Genomic DNA, 23830 nt, shown 5'->3' with positions numbered 1-23830 from the left:
TTCTTAGACTCACTACTTCTTACCATAAACTTCATCTTTAGCAATTTATCATAGCTTGATGTACAGCAAAAATCGCCTTCGAAGGCAAACCACTGAAATGGTAACTGTTAAAGTTACTTTAACAGTGGTTATTATGCCTGCGAAAAGCGATGTCATTCTTTAATTTGGTCTAAATGATTATTCAATTAATCGATCGATAAATCTCGTTTTTTAATCGCTTGCTTCTTTGCTTTTACTTTAAGTAAACCATGATCAAATGAGGTCGTTAGCGTTGAAGGAATAACTGTACCCGGTAGCGAAAGTATGCTCTCACGCGCTCTCTGAAATTGCCTGAAATGATAATAATCCTTTTGGTCATCCTTTACTTCCTGTTCTTGTTTCTCTGTCACTTTGACAACTAAACGGTTATCTTCAATTGATATGTGGATCCGGTCTTTTGTCACTCCGGGCAATTGATAGGTCACAATCCATTCATCTTCTGTGTTTTTTACATATGTCGGTATTTGCCTATTTTGAAAAAATTGATCGATTGAGGCAAGTAAACTGTCATCAGGATAACGCTGAAATAAGCTATCCATCTTTTTTACCCAATCACGTGCCTGCTTCAGAAAATCTTGATCATGTTCTGTCATTGTTCTCACACTCCTATCCCTAACTAATTTATGCACATCAGCTAAATCTGTGTCATTTCCCTGCTTTCTAAATAGTTGAAATTTTGCGAAAATACCTTGACGAATAACTGAAACTCAACTATAATCCTTAGTAATATATATGACTCTTATCAAGAGCGGCTGAGGGAATAGGCCCTGTGAAGCCCAGCAACCGGCATTTTGCAAAGGTGCTAAATCCTACAGGTTTGTCTAATCTGGAAGATAAGAGGAGGATCAGGAACACGTCCCCTCTTCTAAAAATAGAAGAGGGTTTTTTTGAAAAGATGATGCTTAAAAATCAAAGGAGGAAAAGTATGATGTCGAAGGGTTTTTTTCAATCCGTTGGTGCAGAAACACAATTAATTCATGGAGGACAGACCGTTGATCCGGTCACTCGTTCACGGGCGACGCCGATCTATCAAACAACCTCATATGTCTTTCGAGATACAGAACATGCGCAAAATTTATTTGGCTTAGCTGAACCAGGAAATATTTACAGTCGAATTATGAACCCAACTGTTGATGTATTTGAAAATAGAGTGGCTTTATTAGAAGATGGGGTTGCTGCTGTCGCAACAGCCTCAGGAATGTCAGCTATCACTCTAGCCATTTTAAATATTGCTGAAGCAGGCGATGAAATCATAACGGATAGTAATTTATATGGTGGAACATTTAATTTATTCGATCAAACTTTGCCGAAGTATGGGATTAAGGTTGTCTTTGTAGATGGAACCGATCCAGAAAACTTCAGAGAAGCAATAACAGACAAAACAAAAGCAATTTTTGCTGAAACAATTACGAACCCCTCTTTATATGTCTTTGATATTGAAACAGTTGCTGATATTGCTCATGACAATGGCATTCCATTACTTATTGATAATACTTTCGCAACACCTTATGGAGCAAATCCAATCAAATGGGGAGCTGATGTTGTCATTCATTCGGCAACGAAATGGATTGGTGGTCATGGCACAAGCATTGGCGGTATTATTGTTGATGGTGGTCGTTTTGATTGGAATAATGGTAAATTCCCTGGCTTTACCGAACCTGATGAATCCTATCATGGCATTCGCTTTGGTACTGATGTTGCGCCAGCGGCTTTTGCCTTAAAATTTCGTGTCCAATTATTACGTGACATTGGCCCCGCCTTAAGCCCACAAAGTGCCTTTCAATTTATCCAAGGCTTAGAGACACTTAATTTACGTGTCAAACGACATAGTGAAAACACTGAACGCGTGGCTAAGTATTTAGTTGACCATCCTCAAGTTGAATGGGTGAATTATCCGGGATTAGCTTCACATCCTTCCCACCAGTTAGCAGAAAAGTATTTAACTGATACGTATGGTTCAATCATCACCTTTGGGATTAAAGGGGATCGTGAAGTTGGTCGTAAGGTGATTGATCAAGTGAAGCTCTTCTCCCATGTTGCCAACGTTGGGGATGCGAAGTCATTGATTATTCATCCTGCTTCCACCACTCATCAACAATTAAGTACAGAAGGTTTAAAAGCTAGTGGTGTGACAGAGTCTCTGATTCGTTTATCCGTTGGGTTAGAAAGCTATGCTGATATTGTTGCCGATTTAGATCAGGCGATTGCTCATGCAACAGATACAGCCCCAATGATTCAACCTGCACTTGAGGATGCCGTACGTTGGGTACTTGAATCACCATTTGCTCGTGAAGACGGTGCAATCCGCCCCAAAAATATAGTTGTTGCTGGTGATGGTTCAAAACATAATTGCTTGAAGAAACTTGCTAAGCTTGGCTTCCAGTTCACTGATCTCGCTGATAATCATGAGTCAATCGATTTATTATTTGTAGCCGATCCAGATGCTGTTAGTCAATTACCCGCTGACGCCAAAATCGTTTGGTTTAGAACACAAGAAGATTACAGTGCTTTAAAAGCACAAGCTGAATCAAATGGACAATTTATCGTTGAGAATGAATGCCTATTCCGCACAGCGCATCAAATTCGTTTAAACCCAAACCATGATTAATGAGAAATAGTGTGAGTAGAATACAGTAAGTAGAATTGAGCTACAAATAATGAATCGTTGTCAGTTGATATGTATCTAAATAAAAATAAGAAGCTGTTGCAAAATGTATGATGTACATCTTGTGATCGCTTCTTTTTGTGTTAACTGATCTATGGTCTAGTCACTCAACCATCAATAAACATTTACAAGAACATCAAAATCAGCCCATCTTTTTAGGTTAAATTTAACTTCTATGTAGAAAAGTTGAGTAGCTAAGTACTTCTATCAATCATTTTATTTGTCATCTCGGATTAAAATGTCACTTTGAGAGCTTCTATCAATCATTTCACTTAACACCTCAGATCAAAATGTCGAATTGAGCCCTTCTATCAATCATTTTACTTAACACCTCAGATCAAAATGTCGGATTGAGCCCTTCTATCATTCATTTTACTTAACAGCTCAGATCAAAATGTCGGATTGAGCCCTTCTATCATTCATTTCACTTAACAGCTCAGGTTAAAATGTCGGATAACAGAATATTTTAATTCCATTACTCACAAAAAAAGTTGTTAAAATTCATCCTAGTAACAGCTCCTTATTTTTTAATTAGCAAACTTAATTTTGTCCTGCCCCTGTATTTATCACAGATTAGCGTCCGTAAAACTCGGGTCAACAATGGGTTTCGATGGGGCAAGTAACCGCACTAAGGAAAACTACGGAGCTTTACACCGCAAGAATAAGGGGTTTTCTTATTCTGAGTCCCAGGACGCGAAGATGTTAGCTTGTGTTCCTCATTATGAATCAGTGGGAGCTAGGGGAACGCAGATTAAAACCGTCACCTCCTGGGACTGGGACTGCGTTTACTCTCGTCCCACCGGAAACATCTGCATGACCTACATCCTGTAGGCCCAACTCCCACTGATTGAAGTTTCGTTTTATGATTAGACACTAGCATTGCATAAACCTTTTTAATTAAAGTAAGTTTTCCCCAAAAAATATCTAGAGTAAGCAATCCTCACCTTGTTTTGCAACGTTAATGATTATTAGATGACTCTGCTTTAATTTTAGAGAAGTGATTTTAAATACAGTTAAATACTCCCCCCCTTTCGAAAATAACTCAAATAACTTATAATGCATAAGACAGTTCCGTTTTATTTTTTAAAATAAGGGGAATATATATGATTATACAAACTACATTTGAGTGGGTGTTTTTATCATGACACGACGACGGAAACAATTGTTATTTGGGCTGAGTATACTTATTCTCGTTCTTGGTGTTTTTTTATTTTTTATGTTCAGACCTAGTTCTAGTAACGAAACAACGGTAACAGAACCTGATCAGGAACCGATTGATGAAATGATCGGTCAGGTTGAAAATATGGATGAAGAAGCACAATCAACAACAAATGATTTATCCCAAAATTTAAAAGATGCTGTTGAACAAACGATTAGTGTCTTTACCCAAAATGATTATCATATTTCAGCGATCGGAGACTCTTTAACACAGGGAGTTGGCGATGAAACAAGCAGAGATGGATATTTATCAACACTTAAACGTCGACTAACAGACTTGGATTATCGTGTTCGAATTGAAAATTTTGGTAGGCGCGGAAATCGAACGGATCAGCTGATTGAACGCATAGAAGAGGAAAACGCCATCCAGCGATCAATTCGCCGTGCGGATATTGTGTTAGTAACAGCAGGCGCAAATGATATTATGCAAATTGTTCGTGAAAATATCCTTAATTTAGATGAAGCTGTTTTTGACTTAGAACTTGATAATTATGAAGAACGATTAGTGGACTTATTTGAACTGATTCACTCATATAATGAAGATGTAGAAATTTATTTAATTGGTTTTTACAATCCTTTTGAGGGCTATTTTGATAATATTGAAGCATTAGAGGAAATTTTAATTAATTGGAATCAAACAGGAGAGACTGTTTTTGAAAGCTATCCAAATGGACATTTCATTCCAGTCCATGATCTATTTCAAATTGATCATATCAATTTATTAGCTGACGATAACTTTCATCCAAATGAAACGGGATATTCCTTGATCGGAGCAAGGGTACTCAATTCGATAACAACCATGCTTGAAAATATAGCAGCTGAGCAAGAAGATAATCCTGAAAATGAAGGAATGTCGTTGGAATAATGGGTATCTTTAATGCCTTTTTCCTAAAAATTCAATCCATCCATTCAACACATTTTCCTCTTGTTCTGATGTATTGAAGTCTTTGACCAATGATGTGGAAACAAATCTTTCCGGGTGTTTCCACATTACTATTTTTGAAAAAGAAGGTGATCAAGTATGAAGAAACGAAATTGGCAACTTTATTTTCTCATTTTATTTGGAGCTAATCTTGTTATTGTGACTGTATTTGCTATTTTCATATTTTCGACACCACCTAAATCGGACCCCTTACCCACTCCCAATTACATAGATGAACCCGGTGCAGAATTTAAAGTTGAGTCAACTAAAGAAGATTTAAATGAACTGATTAATGACTATGTAGATTTAGTGTTATCAGCAGATGAATCTAATTTCACTGTTTATATTGATGAAGATATACAGTTATCCGGCTCATTCATGGCATTTGGTGCAGCCATTCCGTTAAACATTCGCATGGATCCAGTCGTCCAGCCAAATGGTGATCTTGTCTTAATGATGACTGAAATGTCACTTGGCTTATTAAATCTACCTAAAGATCGAATCTTACATTATATTAATCGCCAAATTGATACACCTGATTGGCTTTACTTTGATTCGCAAAATGAACAACTCTATGTTGCTGTAACGCAAATTGATATCCAAAGTAATTTCCGCTTTAGTGTTCAGGAGCTTGATTTGACAGATGAAAATATTTCTTTCTTGATTAAAATTCCACGTGCTGGTGCTGTTGCCACAGATGAGGAGGAATGATTGTCCGGCAACTAGCATAGTGAACAGATTGTCTGCTTACTCAGGCTTGGCTATCTGTATGTCCATAAAATCCATGACATACGCTCCACGCTTCAGCTTGTTTTGCTATTGAAAGTTGTATAATTTTATAAAAACCCTTTAAAAGTAAGGAGACTATTATGGATAAGACATTTAGAAATATGACTTCAATATACCTAGTTAGAGGGGATGAAATTTTATTCCTTTATCGAATGGGTTCTGCAGCCACTCAGGATGCTTATATTGCAACCGCAGGAGGCCATTTTGAACCCGAAGAAATTAATGAGCCAAAAAAATGTGTGTTAAGAGAACTTTATGAAGAAACAGGATTAACTGTTGCAGATATTAAGAATATGAATTTAAGATACATAGCACTCAGAAATACTCAAAATGAAATTAGACAAATTTACTACTATTTTGCGGAACTAAAATGCCCTGAAATTGAAATAGTAAGTAATGAAGGTATGCTAAGTTGGGTTAAAATGAAGGATGCCTTAGCTTTAGATATGCCTTTAACAGCCAAACAAGTTATTGAACACTATCTGACCATTGGCAAAGACACAACTGATTTATACGGGCGTTTTACTTCAAACACTGATCTTCCATTCACTTTATTCTCTGAATCCTAGTTAAACAGAGTGAACTTACCAGCTATCTAACACTAAAAACCACTTATGCCAGTGAACTGCACCCCAACAAATCTAATAGGTAGAGGTCCAGTTCATAGCGAGTGGTTTTCGCTTATTTACCAAATCATTGTTCTCTCTATTATCGAACCGGTTAACGATTCCATTGAATGTCAATATCACCAATATCACTTGTTGCTTCTAAGCTTGGGTCTTGTTGGCTCCCCATTTTTACAACAGGTGAATCAACACCTGTTATGTCTCCCAGATCTGATTCTAAATCAAGGGTATAGTTTTCTGGCTCCTCAGGCAATTTGATGGTTATATCACCAACATTTGAATAGGCCTCAACTTTTCCTTGCCATTCGAGTAAATCTAGTCTAAGATCACCAACATCTGTTTCCAAATACCATTCGCCTGTCACCATAGACAGATCGATTTCCCCAACATTAGTTACTGCACTACCATTATTTAATACCATATTTTGTCCTTCGATCATACCTACATCAACGTAACCACTGAACTGATCTAAGACCAGATCATTTAACTGAATATGCCCCACATTAACTTCTGCATCAATCGATCCAGAAAATGAATCCGGCAGGCCAACATTCAAAGTCAATTGCCGATCGATAAAGGGAAAGATTGTAAACAGAAAATTTGTCTCTTCTTTAATAGTTAGCTGTAAAGTTTGATTCGATTGATTAACTGTAAAGATATCTTCAATATCAAATCTGCTAACAACACTTAAATCAACATCAATGTCATCAGAATCCGTTTTGAAAAAATTAAGTTCTGCCACATCACTATCCACAATAATTGTTTCAACTTGATCACTGTCGAATGACATCGATTCACTCGCTTGCTCAGCTGATCCAAGCATAAATAACTGTTCCCAATGAAAAATAGTTCCCAAACCACCAATAATTAATGCGATTAAGCCGATCATTGCAAACTTTTTCATCTTCTTCACCCCTTCACCAATCGGCTCATGCCATTAAAGTAAGCTCGAATCAATCGATGTGCTAATTTGCCCAGGTAGTACATCGCAACAAATAAAAGCACGCCTAACCCAAATGTAGCTAAGACTGGATAAAACTCTGGAAGAGAAAAGAACTGATCCCGCCAGATTGCAATCACCGGCGTAGCCATCATAATAATTGAAGATACCCATAACCCCAGGCCTGCTAGATATATACCTAATGCTGGACCTAAGACAAAAATTAAATTAACAAAAATTAATACAATAAGGACAGGAATATTTGTTTTTTGATTAGATCTTGAGGTTGAATGTCGATAAGGCTGCTCTTCCTGCTCTTCAAACCTATCTGGCTGATCAAAATCAAGTTGATCTGCATGAATCGCCAACTCTTTCTCAGCATTTGCCTTGGCTCGCCCCATTAGTAAAATGGTATCCTCTTCTGAGCGTCCTTCAAGCTCTGCAATTTTAAATTGATCACGATACATTTCAATAATATCATCGCGAACATCTTTTGGAAGCGAACGCAGATGATAAGCTAACTCTTGTAAATATCTTTTTTGGTTCATGTTGTCCCTCCTTAAACAAGCTTGTGCTGATGAGCATAAATCGCTGCCTGCGTTCGGTCTTGAACTTCAAGCTTGCTCAATATATTACTGACATGGACTTTCGTTGTTTTTAAAGCAATAAAGAGTTGATCTGCAATTTCTTGATTTGTCTTCCCTTCAGCAATCAGTAATAAAATTTCCATTTCACGAGCTGTTAATTCATCATGTAAATCAGGATTTGCTTCACCACGCATTTTAGCCATGACTTTACTCGTCACTTCTTGTTCAAAAATAGATTCACCACGTGCTGTTTTTCGAATCGCTTCAGCAATATCACTTGCTTTTGACGTTTTTAATAAATAACTTGTTGCTCCCGCTTCAAGCGCCGGATAAACCTTATCATCATCAACAAAGCTAGTAACCATTAAGATTTTGGCTTCTGGCCATTGCTTAATAATTTCCTTTGTTGCTTCAATTCCATCCATTTTGTCCATTACAATATCCATTAAAATCAGATCTGGTCTTAATTCAAGGGCGAGTTTAATCGCTTCCTCACCATCCTCTGCTTCTCCCACCACATCAATATCTTTTTGTGTGGCTAAATAGGTGGTTACACCAATCCGAACCATTTCATGATCATCTACAAATAAAACACGTATCATCTTTATCACCTCTCACTATTGATTGGGACACGCACCGTTAACTTTGTCCCCTGTCCTGGTAAACTCACAATTCGGAATTGGCCACCTATTTCTGTCGTACGCTCCTGCATGTTCGCTAATCCATATGAGCCTGATTGCTCTTTCTCGTGATCAAATCCAATCCCATCATCAATCACGGACAAGATCGCAATCCCTTCTCGTGCAATAAACAATACATCAATTTGATTCGCCTTCGAATGGCGTAATGCGTTTGACAACGATTCTTGCAATATACGGAAAAGATGATCCTCAAACGCTCGGTTTAGAGCTAAATCTTCTGAGCGCCAATTAATCGAAATAGGCACCTTTTCTACAAGCTCGGTTAGAAGTTGATCAATTCCCTCTTTTAAAGAATGATTCTTCAAAGCAATGGGCCGCAAATGAAGTAATAAGGCACGCATTTCTAATTGGGCTTGCTGAATCATTTGTTCAATCTGTGCTAAAGGCTGTGCTAACTGATGTGCTTCATCAGCAGGCATTTCATTAATGGCAGAAACAAGCATCGAAGCTGCAAATAACTCTTGACTGACTGAATCATGTAATTCACGAGCTAGGCGATTTCGTTCCTCAGTTAATCGTGCTTCAATCTGTTCTTCTTGATCCTCAATCTGCTCACTCATGACTTCCTGCATTCGTTTGGTCACTTGATTGAGCTGATGTTGAACATCAGCAATGAGACGAATAACCTGACCAGTTTCCTTGACTTGACCATAATAACGGACTTTTTCTTCAGACTTATCAGATAACACTTGTTCAAGTGCCTCTTTGATCAGACGAACTTCTTTTTGTTGTGCCTGATAAGGCAGTAAGCCAATGATAAAGCCTAATAATAATATGACGATCACAATGACTACAATTAACGGCAAACCGCCAAAGCTTTCTAACCAAAGCAGACGCCAATGTAAAAATTCAAACTGATTAAAAATGAGTAAAATGAGTACGGTTGTTAGTAAAAAAGCTAAAACTATCCCTCTAACCAAAGCTTTTCTCATCCACGACTCACCTCGATCTTACCGGCAAGCATGGTTGTATAAACTTTCACCCGTTGGTTCGCCTTTTGATAGTTTTCGGTTTGGTAATGAATGACACGATTGGTTACCTGATCATCACCATAGCCAAAAATATCTACCGATCCAATAAAAACAGAATGGTGGATACTCATTTCTACATCATAAGGAACAATGATTTTAATCGTTCCAGCAAGGTGCCTAACTAAAACAATGGGTTCACCTTTTGGCAACACCGTTTGAGTTAAATCAATAATTGTTTCACCAAATAATGTTTGAGAATTTATATCCTGCCAGTGATAGGGCTTTTCACCAATGTTTTGTTTGCCAAACCATTGATTGGAATATAAAACCTCTTTATCTTCTAAGGGTTCCTCACCAAACTGTATGGGATCAGGTTCTTTTTTATTTTCAGATATATTTTGATAAATATAAAAGGCTAACCATAGAATCGGGAACACAAGTAATACCCTGAAAAACATTGTATTTAATAGGGTCATCCCCATTCCTGCTATACCAAGCCAAAATAAAATTCGATATTCCTGTCGGTAATAATATTGCCAGGAAAAATAACTAACCACACCACAAATAATGATCCAAATCACATGATTTGATTTCAAAAAAATGAATTCAATTAAAAAAACAACTAGAATCGCTAAAGCTAAATATTGGATTGTTTTCTTATCAAATAGGTTAAACATAATCGTTCCCCTTTTACTGTATGTTCAAAAAGGCAGCTAAAGGCACAATCCACAGACATTTCAATATTTAGTCAGTGATCCCTTCTTGTTGCAACATGTTATCAACTTTTTGAACAATCTCTTTTAAGGTTTAAATAGGTAGCCAAGTTCTTACTCGACTACCTATAGCGTACACTAACCTACTTTGAAATTAAATCTCTTTTTTCTAATTCCGAAAATCGAGCATCTAATGTATGGAGACGTTCATCTGTTTTAACCTGTTGTTCCAAGCGTTCAATATAGTCCTCAGCTTCAGCAAATTTATTATTGCTCCGCTCAAAATAATCTGTTTGGAGCACTTTGTTCATTCCCTTATGAACACGGGCAATATTTTCTCGACCTTTTAACTCTAATCGTTTGACATAGAGGTTTTTTAACTGATGTCGCATTTCACTATATTTGAGCTCGATTTCTTCAATCTGTGTTGCTGCTGTATCCGTTAGATTTGTTAACTGGTTGACACGTGTTTGATACTGATCGACCTCGATTTTTGCTTCATCATATAACTCAGTTTCTTCCATTTTTTCCGCTAACTCCATTTGACGTGTTCGCTTATCAAGCATGAAGATCGCTTGCTTTAATTCTCTTTGGTACGACTGCTTAATCGTATACTGTTTTTCAATCAATTGCTTGAGTTTTCTTACTTCATCCTCACAATTACGAATATGTTGATTCAAATGTATCATTGGATTTTTTTCCTCTTTTTGATCCAATAATTCATGAAAATCTGCAACGACAGAGTCCTTAATGCGGGTAAATAAATTTGACATAGTCTTTTCTCTCCTTTTTTAATCTATAATCCAATCTTGATCTGTTTTTTCGTACTTATTTTTCTTGTACTGATGGTACGCATAATACAAAAGAACAACTGCTGCCACACCTACTAATGCGTATGTGTTAGATAACGACATTGACAACCCAATCAAACCAACGATTCCCCAGCCAATTTTAGCGCCAACCGAATCCGTTAAAAGAAAACGTCGGACACTGTAATAGACAATAGCAAGGCTGATCAATAAGGCAATTAATGGTGCTATACTCGATAAAATAATCATTCCTGCAATAATAATGACAGTGATTAAAATCAATGATCTCATCGTATTCTGCCTCCTTTCTATAAATTAAGTATATCTTTTAAACTGATGATAAGTAACTGTCCCCAGCTATATCTTTAGCTAAGACTAGAGGCTTATTTAAGATAACAGCAATGACATTCTTGATTTTTTTTGCTCTCTTATCAAATGATTTTATAGACTTTTGTACTTTGATTTTTTGCTCAAACTCTTTTTGCAACTTTTAGAAGTTATGAGCAAGTTCTGTGATTTTCAGGTTACTTTTCAATTTTACAAGCAGATTCAATGATTCGTACTTAACTACTATCATTACTTTGCACAACTTTTTAAAACAATTTCTTGCAAGAAGATGTTAGCTGATATTAAAAAAATCTAATATGTTGCCAAGTTCGACGAGCAAGATGCTTAGTTTGCCTAATTCGATAATCAATAAACATACGATAAAACGAAAAGAATAACCACTTAGAATTTAAAGGTTCTTCCGTTAGTTGCTGATTAAGATATGGATATGATTTTAATTCTCCTTGGTAAATCAACTCTAGCTCACCCCAAGCCCGTAAATCTTGAGGTCGAATCAAACCTGACGGCTTCGAGTCTTGATAAACACCACATTCCTTTAGTATTGTAGCTACAAACTGGGAGCAAAAATATGCGTTATGACGATGGAGTTCCTTATTGATCATGACGCCAATTAATCCCAGGAAATTATAACGGTATAAGTGCTTTTGAGCTTCCATAAGTAATATTTTTTCGCTTAATTGTTCATACTCACGTTCAGTTATTTTCAATTGATAGATCGCACAAGTTGACTGATTAAAAAAAGAAAGATTTAAATTTTCTTTAATAAATCCCCCAATAAATGGGTTGTTTGGTCGTTTCCGGCCAAAGCTGTAAACAAAATTTAATGATCGATCAAGAGAAATCGATACATGATTTAAAGATGTATTAGTATAAAAATCTATCGTTCTAGCTAACATTGTCCCCGTACTTAGAAAGATTAAATAGATAGTCTTTGTTTTCATCGCAACCTCCTTTCAATAGCTTAAGTTTATCTTTTAACTCGGTTATAGATAACTGTCTAAGGCTATATCTTTAACTAAGACTAGAGGCTTATAATGGTGACGAGCTTCTCATTTTCAAGCAAAAAAAGCTTAGCTAAAAAAGCTAGCTAAGCTAATCATATTAGGCACGCCTCAACGAGGTTGTATCTGATTTTTTCCATGTTAAAGTGGCTAATTGTTTTCAATGGGACGAGTAACCGTACTAGAGAATGCTAATAGGACAAGCATGTCGCAAGGAGAAATCCCCTTCTTATGCTAAGTCCCGATCTCAGGACATTTGATTCTCCTTTTGATCGGAATTGCCACACGATATTCTTATCCATTCTGCTTAAAAGATAGTCATTGTTTAAAATTAAAAAGTATTATTTCCGTAAAAATGTCTTATGGACAAAGTTTCCCTTATCCCACTAAGCAAATTAAAAAAATCTAATATGTTTCCAAGTTTGACGGGCAAGATGCTTGGTTCTTCTAATGCGTTTGTCGATAAAAAGACTATAGTAGAAAAGAGATTGCCGCCAAAGGCTTACAGTTTCTTCTGTTGGTTGATGGTTGAAATATGGGTATGATTTGAGTTCCCCTTGGTAAATTAGTTTCAACTCACGCCATGCTCGTAAATCTTGCGGGCGAATCAACCCAGGTGGTTTAGAACCCTGGTAGACACCACATTCTTGTAACATTGTAGCTACAAATTGCGAACAAAAGTATGCATTATGACGACGAAATTCTTTATTCATCATGACACCAAATAGCCCTAAAAAATTATAACGATATAAGTGCTTTTGACCTTCCATGAGTAGTATTTTTTCACTTAACTGCTCATACTCTCGTTCGGTCACTTTCAATTGATAGATCGCACAAGTTGACCGGCTAAAAAAGGGTAAATTTAAATTTTCTTTAATAAATCCTCCAATAAAAGGGTTATATGGACGTTTGCGCCCAAAGCTATAAACAAAATTTAACGATCGATCAAGAGAAATCGATACGTGATTTAAGGATGTATGGGTATAAAAATCTATTGTTCTAGAAAGCATCGTTCCCGTGCTTAAAAATAGTAGGTAAACTGTTTTTGTTTTCATTTTAGCCTCCTTTTCATATTAATAGACGGAGAAAAAATTAAAAAAGTTGCAAAGAATTATTACCATTATACTGAATTTTCTTAAAAATTGTAATCCCTTTTACGAAACATTAAAAAACCGATTGATCCTCCAGGGAAAAATCGGTCAGTTAATTTATCTTCGTATTGACATTAAGCAGTTTTCTCTGGTCGGACATATTTAGCAATTAAACCATGTATAGGGGAAAAAATAAAGCTGATAAAGAAAACAATCCCTGTCATAAATGCCATACTTCCTGAAATCGAGGTATCAATCCAAGCTGCTAGATAATAGCCCAGCACGGCAGATATAACCCCGAAAGTACCACTTAAAATAAACATTGTAAAAAGTCGATCCGTCCAAAGATAAGCCGAAGCGGCTGGTGTAATTAACATCGCAACAACCATAATCGCACCAACTGCATCAAAGGAAGCGACTGTTGTAATCGATACAAGACTCATAAAGAGATAGTGTAAAAATAAAACAGGCATACCTAAGCTGGCTGCCAATGCTGGGTCAAATGAAGTTATTTTCCACTCCTTGTAAAATATCGTAATGAATAACAAAATGATCAGCAATACAACCAACAATAAAGCTGTAGCTGCAGGTATACTACCTATGAGCGGCAGGGTTATCGTATGAAATGGAACAAAAGTAATCTCACCCATTAACGCATGTTGGACATCCAGATGAACATTGCCGACGGATGTAGCAATTAAAATAACACCAATTGCAAAAAGGGTAGTAAAGACGATACCAATTCCAGCATCATGTTGAATATTTAACGAATGGAGTGACTGAACCAAAAAGGCTGTTAATAATCCAGCAAAGACACCACCAATTAACATGACTCCTCCATGCAATTGGTCGGTTATTAAATAGGTAAGTACAATACCCAACAATACCGTATGACTGATCGCATCTGCCATCATCGCTTGTTTTTTTAAAATGAGAAAGACACCCATGATTCCACAAGACAGTCCAACCAAAGCTGCTGTAAAAATAATCCATGCTGTATAGGTCATTTACTTCGTCCCCCCTTGTTCGATGCTTGTAAAGAGGCTGAATGTGCCTTTTGATGGGACTTGAATTGCAAATACTGAACCAGAATCCCTTTCTCTTTGCCAATTAATAACGATATAACAAAAAAACCAGCCGCAACAATAACAATAAATGAGCCAGTAGGTAAACCTCTTCCTAATGTACTAATAAATGTTCCACTAGCACCTGATAGACCACCAAATAAAGCTGATAACATGAGCATATTCTTAAAAGTGTGTGTCCAATACCGAGCGCTAACGGCTGGGATAATCAACATAGCTGCCATTAAAATAACACCGACTGCCTGTATACCAACAACGATCGTAATAACCAGAACCGCTGTATACAATGAATTCATCCCTTTAAGCGATAAGCCTAATCCCTTAGCAAACTGTTGATCAAACAGATAAATTTTCCACTCTTTAAAACCAATGATCACAATAAAAATAACAATCGAGGCTAAAATAATCATCGTGATTACATCTGACTTCACCATCGCTGCTGCCTGACCATAAATAAAACTATTTAAGCCACTCTGATTTCCGGTTGCTGATCGATTGGCAACCGTTAGAAGCATGACACCAAAGCCATAAAATACAGCTAAGATGATCCCCATCGCTGTATCTTCCGATATCCTACTTGATGAGGTAATCCATTGGATAAAATAGGCCCCTATGAGGGCACTAATAGCGGCGCCTATGACTAGATAGAAGAGATTTTTCTCTCCAATCACCAAAAAAGCGACCACAACACCAGGTAACGCCGCATGCGAAAGAGCATCACTCATTAAATTTTGTCGTTTCCAATAGGCTAAACAGCCAATTGTCCCTGAGGCAATGCCAAGAATCATTGTACTGAATAAGACCCATTGTGTATTACTACTTAGTAGACTGGACCACATGATTTTGTTCATCTCCCATCCAACGCATATTACCACCATAGGTTTGGGCGATGTTCTCTTTAGTAAATACTTGTTCCGTTTTTCCATGTTCAACAACCGTATGATTTAGAAAAAGCACATGATCAAAATAATCTGCTACCGTTTGCAGATCATGATGAACAACCATTACCGTCTTTCCAATGGTAATTAACTCTTTTAAAATTGTCATAATCGCGCGTTCTGTCGCTGCATCCACTCCAGCTAAAGGTTCATCCATGAAATATAGATCAGCATTTTGAACCAAAGCTCTTGCTAAAAATACTCGTTGCTGTTGTCCACCAGAAAGCTGGCTGATTTGTTGATCAGCATAGTCTTCCATCCCCATTTTTTCTAGGGCTTGGTATGCTTTTTTCTTGTGCGAACGATTGGGACGCTTAAGCCAACCTATTTGCCCATATAAACCCATTGTGACGACATCTAAAGCGTCCGTCGGAAAATCCCAGTCAACTGAACCACGTTGAGGGACGTAAGCAATTCTATCTTTTACTTTTTTATAAGATGAATTAAAAAAGCGGACAGAGCCTGTTAATGCAGGATGAAGATCCAACATTGTTTTGATTAACGTGGACTTGCCGGCCCCATTTGGACCGACAATTCCCGTTAATGACCCAGGCTGAACTACAAAATCAATATCATGAAGTACCGTTTTTTTTCGATAAGAAGCAGCAAGACCCGCTACTTCAATAATTGGCTTTTCCATTTCATTCTGCGCCTCCATTTAATGCCTCATAAATCGTATCCACATTATATCGGTACATACCGATATAAGTGCCTTCTTCCGTCCCAGCTTCACCCATCGCATCTGAGTAGAGCTCTCCACCTAATTCAATATCAACACCTTCATCTTTAGCCCCGGCAATAACCGCTTCAATTGAATCCGGGTTAATACTACTCTCAACAAAGATAGCAGGGACTTGATGTTCTTTAATAATATCTATTGTTTCATTAACATCGGATATGCTCACTTCAGACTCTGTACTTAAACCTTGCAAACCAATCACTTCAATATCATGCATTTGTCCAAAGTAACCAAAGGCATCATGTGCTGTCACCAAAACACGCTGTTCTTCAGGAATATCAGCTAATTTAGCTGCATCCTCTTTAACAGCAGCTAATTCAGTAAAATAATCTTGTTTATTTTCTTCAAAAACATCGGCATAATCAGGTGCATAATCTTTTAACTCTTCAACAGCAGCATCAAGAGCCTGTTGCCAAAGATCAAGGTCAAACCATATATGTGGATCAGGTTCTCCTGCCTCTTCTTCATCCTCTAAAATATCTGATTCTGCTAACGTCTCTCCAAGTGCAAGCACTGGTTTTGATTCTCCGATCGACTCAAATGCATCAATCATATTCGCCTCTAAATTTAAACCACTATAAAAAACAACATCTGCACCATCTATTTTTGAAATATCACTTTGGGTTGGGTTATACAAGTGTGGATCAATTGATGGACCCATTAATGTTTCTACCTCTACATACTCGCCACCAATAACAGATAGTGGTTCCCCAATTTGGGCAATAGTTGCCACAACATTTATCGGATCACCCTCACCTGTAGATTCAGATCCTTCTCCATCACCTTGCGTTTCAGAATTACCCCCTGAAGCACATGCTCCTAAAATTAAAATTAAACTTGCTAAAACGAAATACAACATCTTTTTTGTATGTTTTATCACTTTTTGTCCTCCCTTTGCATAAATTTGCCCTAAGGAAACTTTGTTTATGGTATACAATATAAATCCTTTTCTTGTGTTTGTCAAGTGTTTTTTCTTATAGAAAATAATTTTGCGTTAGGTAAACTTATTAACTTTATTTATGACTTAAAATGCTTAGTTAGAGGTCAATGTTTTCCAAGTACTTAGGACTTAATTTATTATCTTTACTTATCTGATCATCAATCAAATCTATCCTTATAAAGTAAATTTTTAAGAAATTAGGCTAGTTATTTTCTTATACTTTTGCTGTAAACATTTTGACTACTCCTAATCTACTTCTCAATCAAATTTTTATCCTCTTAAAATGTAAAAAAACCGATTCATCCATTTCGGACAAATCGGTTGTTTGTTTATTTTTTTAATTTCTTTAATGCATCAGCTAAAGCTGTGTTAGTAAAAGTTTCTTCATTATCTTTTTTCAAATACTTATTGACATCCCGTTTTGAGGCTTGATGTCGGTTGTTTTTTGCTTTTCGTTTTTGGAAAGCAGATAATTTTTCTCGATAGCCACACCGACAAGTGAAAGTCTGTGCCTCACCAGTACCACGCATTTCCATTTTCTTATGACAATTTGGACAACGGGCATTGGTTTGACGAGCAATATGTTTTTTTCCACCACATTCTCGATCTTGGCAAACAAGCATCCGACCTTTTTTCCCGTTTACTTCAAGCATTAATTTTCCACAATTAGGACATTTCGTTCCCGTAATATTATCATGTTTAAACGTGCTGGCACTATTTTTTATTTCATTAACTGTTGTTCGTGTATATTGCTTCATCTCTTTAATAAACGTCGTCTTTTTCAGCTTACCAGCAGCAATATCCGCTAATTTTTGTTCCCATTCGGCTGTTAGAATGGGTGAACGCAAATCAGCTGGCACAAGGTCTAGTAGTTGTCGTCCTTTAGACGTTGTGTACAGATACTTTCCTCGACTCTCAATATAATGGGTATTAAAAAGCTTATCGATAATATCGGCACGAGTTGCTACCGTTCCAAGACCTCCACTTTGCTTCAGTGTTTTTTTCTGAGCACTGCTTCCTGTATCCATAAACTTTGTCGGGTTCTCCATCGCTTCTAGTAACGTGCCTTCAGTGAAACGTTCAGGAGGTGTCGTCTTCCCTTCTGTTAATTGAACAGCAACATCAAGCAACTGCCCTTCTTTAAGTGCTGGTAAACGTGTTTGATCCCCTTGATCTTGATAAAGCAACTTCCAGCCTGGATCAAGTACATTTTTCTCACTCATCACAAATGTTTCACCGGCTATTTCTGCTTCAATGACTGTTTGTTCATATCGATATGGTTTGGATAAAACAGCTAAGAATCGCTTCACAACTAAATCATAAATTTTACGCTCCTTATCATCAAGATCAGATAAGATAGCAGACTCCTCTGTCGGAATAATCGCATGGTGATCCGTTACTTTCTTATCATTGACAAATGATTTGTTTGCTTTGATCCCATCATTTAGAATCGTACGTGCTAATTTAGCATACTCACCAACTCGACAAGCCTCAACCCGATCTTTTAACGTTGAAACAATGTCACTTGACAAAAAGCGCGAATCCGTTCGTGGATAAGTTAACACTTTATGTTGCTCATATAGCTTTTGCATAATTGATAAGGTTTGTTTTCCTGAAAAACCAAACGCTTTGTTCGCTTCTTGCTGTAAGGATGATAGATCATACAATGGAGGGGCGTAACTTTTCTTCTCCGTCCGCTTGATCGCTATAACCTTTGCTTTCTTTCCTTTAACAGTTATCAATCGCTTTTCTGCTTTTGTCTTGTCAAAAATTCGACCATTGTTCTTTTGATCTTGCCAGCTTAGCTGGAGCCCAGTAGACGTTTTAGCCTTTAGACCATAAAATGATTTTGGCTTAAACTGTTTAATTTCCCCTTCTCGTTTAGCGATCATTGCTAACGTCGGTGTCTGTACCCGACCACTCGATAATTGAGCATTGTGCTTTGTTGTTAAAGCTCGTGTTGCATTTAAACCAACATACCAATCTGCTTCAGATCGAGCAGCCGCAGCCATGTATAAATTGTAATAAGCTTCCCCTGGCTTCAATTGCTTAAAACCATCACGGATTGCTTTATCTGTCACAGATGAAATCCACAACCGTTTAATCGGCTTGTTAATTCTTGCTTTCTCAATCGTCCAGCGGGCAACTAATTCGCCTTCACGACCTGCATCTGTGGCAATAATCACTTCACCTACATCTTTCCGGTTCAATAGTTTCTTCACGGTTTGAAATTGTTTATTCGTTTGACGCATGACCACTAGTTTCAATCGATCCGGCAACATCGGTAAATCCTCTAAACGCCACGTTTTATATTTTGAATCATAAGCTTCCGGATCAGCTAAAGTCACTAAATGACCTAGCGCCCATGTCACAATATATTTCGAGCCTTCAAAATAGCCATTTTGTTTGTTCTGACATTTTAAAACACGTGCCATATCACGACCAACAGAAGGCTTTTCGGCTAGAACAACTATTTTACTCATCTTACCCATTCCTTTCTTTTTCCCTTCTGTAAGCTTAACATAAAACGAAACTTCCTTCAGCGGTGTTTTTTCCGCTGAAGGTTAGTTGAGTGAATCAGGACATTAGCGACCGTTAACAACCACCTGAATCAAGTCATTCTTCTTTATTTTCAGGTGGGCGTTATTAGGGGGACATTTGATTATACTTATGAATTTCAGTTTCTATATACGAACTAGAATAATTGAAATAGATAAGTTAAGGAGCTGTTGCAAAATGTATGACGTACATCTTTTCACATTTATTTTTACGTCATATAACCTATAGTACAATAGTCATTTGCGTGAATATTGAAGCTAGTTCACAATTTAAACTCCCATCTAAAAGAGCTGAGTAGAGAATAGAGCACATCTATCTGGTGTTTCAATCGAAATTCTAGGTTAAAATGTCGGATAGACCTCTTCTATCAATCATTTTAAATATAATCACAGGATAAAATGTCAGATAGACCCCTGCTATCAATCATTTCAAACGAAATCACAAAACAAAATGTTGGATAGAGCGTATCTATCCAGTGTTTCTAGCAAAATTGCAAGTCAAAAAGTTGAATAGGATGTTTCAATAACATTTCTAATACCGATAAAGAAAAAAGCTATTGCACAATATATCCTACATTGTGCAATAGCCTCGTCTTCAATTATTTAAAGAATTTCACTCGCTCTTCTATGGGCTGATATTCTTTTTCGGCTCGTTCTCCTTCGGGCTTACCAAATGGCATTTGCCCGCGTAATAACCAGTGTTCAGGGATATCCCACTGTTTTTGTACTTCTTTGTCAATCAGTGGATTATAGTGTTGTAATGAAGCACCTAATCCTTCATTTTCCAGAGCTGTCCAGATAACATATTGGAGCATTCCTGAAGCTTGTTCTGACCAAACCGGAAAATTATCTTTGTAAAGATCAAATTGCTCTTGCAAGCCTTGAACAACTTTCTGATCTTCAAAAAATAACACTGTACCATAACCTGCTTTGAATCCATTAATTTTCGCTTCTGTGTTAGGAAAATTCTGTTCAGGGGTGACCTTTTTTAACTCTGCCTTCGTGATCTCCCATAATTTTTCATGATGTTCACCAAATAGGACAACTACCCGACCACTCTGTGAATTAAAAGCATGGGGTGTATGCTTGACAGCAAATTGAACCACTTCTTCGATCCGATCTTCTGGCACTATTTTTTGATCGCTAATTAGATAAGTAGAATAGCGATCTTCTACTGCTTGGTAAAAATCTTTCGTCACAAATAAACCCTCCCTAAATCTATTTACTTCTCACTCAGGATATATTTCCCGATTATTGATGTTTTTAAACAATGACAACTAGATCCATTCTGAAAATTAATTAAATCATCCCTTCCTTTCATTGACTAAACGTTATATTTAGCTTAAGCTAGGCTAAGATTAAGTTAAATTTTTGGAGGAAAAATGTTATGTTACAAGTCACAAATGTTAGCTTACGCTATGGAGATAAGAAATTATTTGAAGATGTAAATATTAAATTTACAGCTGGAAATTGCTATGGTTTGATTGGGGCTAATGGTGCTGGAAAATCAACCTTTTTAAAAGTACTTTCTGGTGAGGTAGAAGCTCAATCTGGTCATATTTCACTTGAAAAAGATAAACGTCTCGCAGTTCTAAAGCAAGATCACTTTGCTTATGAAGAGTTCCCTGTTATTGAAACGGTTATCCTAGGACACGAGCGTCTTTATCAAGTGATGAAAGAAAAAGACCAGATTTATGCAAAAACTGAATTTACCGAAGAAGATGGTATGAAAGCAGCTGAATTAGAAGGTGAATTTGCTGAACTAAATGGCTGGGAAGCTGAATCTGATGCGAGTATTTTATTAAAAGGACTTGGCATTTCTGAGGATCTACATGATAAGAAGATGGCTGATTTAACAGGATCTGAGAAAGTTAAAGTATTACTTGCTCAAGCTTTATTCGGTTCACCCGATATTTTACTTCTTGATGAGCCAACCAACCACTTAGATATTCAAGCGATTCAATGGTTAGAAGAATTTTTAATCAACTTTGAAAATACAGTTATCGTCGTCTCGCATGATCGACATTTCTTAAATAAAGTTTGTACGCATATTGCTGATGTTGATTTTGGAAAAATTGAACTTTATGTCGGAAACTATGACTTCTGGTATGAATCTAGCCAATTGGCTTTAAAAATGGCACAAGACCAAAATAAGAAAAAAGAAGAAAAAATCAAGGAATTACAAAACTTTATCGCACGCTTTAGCGCTAATGCGTCTAAATCAAGACAAGCTACCTCTCGTAAAAAAATGCTTGATAATATTACTCTTGACGACATTAAACCTTCTTCACGCCGTTATCCATATGTTGCTTTCCAACCCGAACGGGAAATCGGCAATGATTTACTTCGTGTCGAAGGTTTGAGTAAAACCATTGATGGTGTTAAGGTGTTAGATAATGTTAGTTTCATTTTAAATCGTGACAATAAAGTCGCTTTCGTCGGACCGAACGAGATTGCTAAAACGACTTTATTTGATATTTTAATGGGTGAAATTGAACCTGATGCCGGCACATATACATGGGGTGTGACCACCTCACAATCGTATTTCCCAAAAGACAATAGCAAATTTTTCGAAAATAGTGAGCTCACATTGGTGGAATGGCTTCGTCAATATTCACCTGAAGATCAAACAGAAACTTTCTTACGTGGATTTTTAGGGCGGATGTTGTTCTCTGGTGAAGAGGCACTAAAAAAGGCAAAGGTGCTATCTGGTGGAGAAAAGGTACGTTGTATGCTATCTAAAATGATGCTTTCTAGTGCAAATGTATTGCTTCTTGATGAGCCGACAAACCATTTAGATCTTGAATCGATCACTGCTGTCAATAATGGTTTGATTAATTTTAAAGGTGCTATTCTTTTCACCTCGCATGATCATCAATTTATTAATAGTATCGCTAACCGATTAATTGAAATAACGCCAAATGGTCTTATTGATAAAGAAATGAGTTACAATGAATATGTAACGGACCAAACATTACAAAAAGAGATTGCTAAAATGTATGGGTAAAAACTCGAAGCTATAGATTGACTTCTCTTTATCAAACGGTTATCACAGATAAGCGTCCGTAAACTCGTAGAAACTAGAGACTGATCACATAAACGAACGTCTGCACATCCTGTGTAGACGTTCGTTTATGTTCCTTATTATTCATTAGTTAATAATTACGCAGACAAAGTTTACTACGTCCTGTAGACCTAACTATCACTATTTGAAGCTTTATTTTATGTCATTACCGTTGCATAAAAAACGAAGACATTGTCAAATCAAGTGCTCGACCTGGAGTAACTTCTCCTTTGGGATTACAATGAATAGGCACCCTTTGTTTACCTATAAAGGGGAATATCACGCAAATGCGTGACTAGCAATCTTAGCTTGCTCTAGGTCTGTTCGGCTAAATGACATCGCTCAAAAAAATTTATCCAAAACTAGTGCTTTTATGTATCAAGTTTATATTTTTGTATATATTAAGTATATACGAATAAAAAGAAAGGTGATATAATGGAATTATCAGATAAGAAAGAGGTGTTAGATATGACAACAACAGCACAAAAATGGGGAAACAGTATTGGTGTTCGTATCCCTCAAAGAATCGCAAAAAAATATGGTGTCGAAAACGGTTCTGAAATCAAAGTCACGGAAGGAAAAAATTGCATTATATTAAGCCCAGTCAAATCTAAACCAACATTGGATGAACTACTTTCCCAATGCACGCCAGAAAACAGACACGATGAAATTGACTGGGGAAAACCTGAAGGGAATGAAATTTGGTAAATGAAAGCACCAGATCGAGGGGATTTAGTTTATATGGATTTTGACCCACAGACAGGGCATGAACAAAAAGGACGCAGACCTGCAATCGTTTTATCTGATAAAAAATTTAATGAAGTTACGAAATTCGCTTCATTATGCCCGATAACCAATACTGTCCGAGGTTGGGGATTTGAAATACCTTTGCCTGAGGACAGTACGTTTACAGGGGTGATCTTGGCAGACCAAATTAGAAATCTTGACTGGTCAGCGAGGGAAATTCAGGTAAAAGGAAAAACACCTGATGAAGTTGTTCAAGCATGTATAGAAAAAATACATACATTTTTATATTGCTAACCATCTTAATATACTTCTTAATCGGTACCTCATTCGCTGTAAAGA

The 23830-nt window shown here is 36.9% G+C and carries 24 protein-coding genes and 1 riboswitch; of the genes, 7 read left to right on the top strand and 17 right to left on the bottom strand.

Features of this window, described 5'->3' with window-relative positions; genetic code table 11:
- Positions 1-185: 185 nt before the first annotated feature.
- On the bottom strand, positions 186-632 hold the full coding sequence (locus ACS127_RS07865) for an Hsp20 family protein (protein ID WP_440897869.1): 447 nt from the start codon (positions 630-632) through the stop codon (positions 186-188).
- Between the two features lie 143 nt (positions 633-775).
- A riboswitch (SAM riboswitch) is annotated at positions 776-879 on the top strand.
- Positions 880-967: 88 nt separating this feature from the next.
- Between ACS127_RS07865 and ACS127_RS07860 the strand changes: the two genes are divergently transcribed.
- From ACS127_RS07860 to ACS127_RS07845, 4 genes are all read left to right on the top strand, one after another.
- Positions 968-2647 carry an O-acetylhomoserine aminocarboxypropyltransferase/cysteine synthase family protein gene (locus ACS127_RS07860; RefSeq protein WP_440897868.1) on the top strand — a complete coding sequence of 560 codons (1680 nt, stop codon included), beginning with the start codon at positions 968-970 and terminating at the stop codon, positions 2645-2647.
- 1273 nt (positions 2648-3920) lie between these two features.
- Entirely contained in the window at positions 3921-4787 is an 867-nt protein-coding gene (locus tag ACS127_RS07855; protein ID WP_440897867.1) for a GDSL-type esterase/lipase family protein, read from the top strand.
- A gap of 156 nt (positions 4788-4943) precedes the next feature.
- The gene (locus ACS127_RS07850; RefSeq protein WP_440897866.1) at positions 4944-5555 is read left to right on the top strand and encodes a YpmS family protein; all 612 of its coding nucleotides are present in this window, start codon (positions 4944-4946) and stop codon (positions 5553-5555) included.
- A 158-nt stretch (positions 5556-5713) separates the two neighbouring features.
- Positions 5714-6202, top strand: coding sequence for an NUDIX domain-containing protein (locus tag ACS127_RS07845; RefSeq protein ID WP_440897865.1), 489 nt, complete (start codon positions 5714-5716; stop codon positions 6200-6202).
- Positions 6203-6353: 151 nt separating this feature from the next.
- Here ACS127_RS07845 and ACS127_RS07840 read toward each other — a convergent pair whose 3' ends face one another.
- The 16 genes from ACS127_RS07840 to ACS127_RS07765 form a co-directional block, all read right to left on the bottom strand.
- The gene (locus tag ACS127_RS07840) at positions 6354-7163 is read right to left on the bottom strand and encodes a DUF4097 family beta strand repeat-containing protein (protein WP_440897864.1); all 810 of its coding nucleotides are present in this window, start codon (positions 7161-7163) and stop codon (positions 6354-6356) included.
- 5 nt (positions 7164-7168) lie between these two features.
- Positions 7169-7747, bottom strand: coding sequence for a DUF1700 domain-containing protein (locus ACS127_RS07835; RefSeq protein WP_440897863.1), 579 nt, complete (start codon positions 7745-7747; stop codon positions 7169-7171).
- Between the two features lie 11 nt (positions 7748-7758).
- Complete coding sequence (locus ACS127_RS07830; RefSeq protein ID WP_440897862.1) at positions 7759-8388, bottom strand: response regulator; 630 nt, start codon at positions 8386-8388, stop codon at positions 7759-7761.
- Positions 8389-8393: 5 nt separating this feature from the next.
- Positions 8394-9419 (bottom strand): sensor histidine kinase, encoded by a 1026-nt coding sequence (locus ACS127_RS07825; RefSeq protein ID WP_440897861.1) that lies wholly within the window; start codon positions 9417-9419, stop codon positions 8394-8396.
- The gene (gene liaF, locus ACS127_RS07820; RefSeq protein ID WP_440897860.1) at positions 9416-10135 is read right to left on the bottom strand and encodes a cell wall-active antibiotics response protein LiaF; all 720 of its coding nucleotides are present in this window, start codon (positions 10133-10135) and stop codon (positions 9416-9418) included. The genes ACS127_RS07825 and liaF overlap by 4 nt, the downstream gene beginning before the upstream one ends.
- 179 nt (positions 10136-10314) lie before the next feature.
- Entirely contained in the window at positions 10315-10944 is a 630-nt protein-coding gene (locus ACS127_RS07815; RefSeq protein WP_440897859.1) for a PspA/IM30 family protein, read from the bottom strand.
- 18 nt (positions 10945-10962) lie between these two features.
- Positions 10963-11271 (bottom strand): lmo0954 family membrane protein, encoded by a 309-nt coding sequence (locus ACS127_RS07810; RefSeq protein WP_440897858.1) that lies wholly within the window; start codon positions 11269-11271, stop codon positions 10963-10965.
- A gap of 37 nt (positions 11272-11308) precedes the next feature.
- Positions 11309-11467 carry a hypothetical protein gene (locus ACS127_RS07805; RefSeq protein ID WP_440897857.1) on the bottom strand — a complete coding sequence of 53 codons (159 nt, stop codon included), beginning with the start codon at positions 11465-11467 and terminating at the stop codon, positions 11309-11311.
- A gap of 142 nt (positions 11468-11609) precedes the next feature.
- The gene (locus ACS127_RS07800) at positions 11610-12269 is read right to left on the bottom strand and encodes a hypothetical protein (protein ID WP_440897856.1); all 660 of its coding nucleotides are present in this window, start codon (positions 12267-12269) and stop codon (positions 11610-11612) included.
- A gap of 455 nt (positions 12270-12724) precedes the next feature.
- Positions 12725-13384, bottom strand: a complete 660-nt coding sequence (locus ACS127_RS07795; RefSeq protein WP_440897855.1) for a hypothetical protein — start codon at positions 13382-13384, stop codon at positions 12725-12727.
- Positions 13385-13554: 170 nt separating this feature from the next.
- A complete protein-coding gene (locus ACS127_RS07790) occupies positions 13555-14427 on the bottom strand; it encodes a metal ABC transporter permease (RefSeq protein WP_440897853.1) in 873 nt (290 codons plus the stop codon).
- Positions 14424-15344, bottom strand: a complete 921-nt coding sequence (locus ACS127_RS07785) for a metal ABC transporter permease (protein WP_440898105.1) — start codon at positions 15342-15344, stop codon at positions 14424-14426. The genes ACS127_RS07790 and ACS127_RS07785 overlap by 4 nt, the downstream gene beginning before the upstream one ends.
- Positions 15322-16083, bottom strand: coding sequence for a metal ABC transporter ATP-binding protein (locus tag ACS127_RS07780; RefSeq protein ID WP_440898104.1), 762 nt, complete (start codon positions 16081-16083; stop codon positions 15322-15324). Before ACS127_RS07780 ends, ACS127_RS07785 begins: the two co-directional genes overlap by 23 nt.
- 1 nt (position 16084) lies before the next feature.
- A complete protein-coding gene (locus tag ACS127_RS07775) occupies positions 16085-17059 on the bottom strand; it encodes a metal ABC transporter solute-binding protein, Zn/Mn family (RefSeq protein ID WP_440898103.1) in 975 nt (324 codons plus the stop codon).
- Between the two features lie 392 nt (positions 17060-17451).
- Entirely contained in the window at positions 17452-19605 is a 2154-nt protein-coding gene (locus ACS127_RS07770; RefSeq protein ID WP_440897852.1) for a DNA topoisomerase III, read from the bottom strand.
- A gap of 674 nt (positions 19606-20279) precedes the next feature.
- Positions 20280-20879, bottom strand: a complete 600-nt coding sequence (locus tag ACS127_RS07765) for a nitroreductase family protein (RefSeq protein WP_440897851.1) — start codon at positions 20877-20879, stop codon at positions 20280-20282.
- Positions 20880-21067: 188 nt separating this feature from the next.
- Here ACS127_RS07765 and ACS127_RS07760 point away from each other — a divergent pair, with 188 nt between their 5' ends.
- From ACS127_RS07760 to ACS127_RS07750, 3 genes are all read left to right on the top strand, one after another.
- The gene (locus ACS127_RS07760) at positions 21068-22687 is read left to right on the top strand and encodes an ABC-F family ATP-binding cassette domain-containing protein (RefSeq protein ID WP_440897850.1); all 1620 of its coding nucleotides are present in this window, start codon (positions 21068-21070) and stop codon (positions 22685-22687) included.
- Between the two features lie 492 nt (positions 22688-23179).
- Positions 23180-23452 (top strand): AbrB/MazE/SpoVT family DNA-binding domain-containing protein, encoded by a 273-nt coding sequence (locus ACS127_RS07755; protein WP_440897849.1) that lies wholly within the window; start codon positions 23180-23182, stop codon positions 23450-23452.
- On the top strand, positions 23453-23785 hold the full coding sequence (locus ACS127_RS07750) for a type II toxin-antitoxin system PemK/MazF family toxin (RefSeq protein ID WP_440897848.1): 333 nt from the start codon (positions 23453-23455) through the stop codon (positions 23783-23785).
- Positions 23786-23830 lie beyond the last annotated feature (45 nt).

This window comes from Amphibacillus sp. Q70, assembly GCF_052055485.1.
Lineage (GTDB): Bacteria > Bacillota > Bacilli > Bacillales > Amphibacillaceae > Amphibacillus.
Note: the sequence above shows the minus strand (reverse complement) of the source record. Positions and strands in the feature narration are given on the sequence as shown.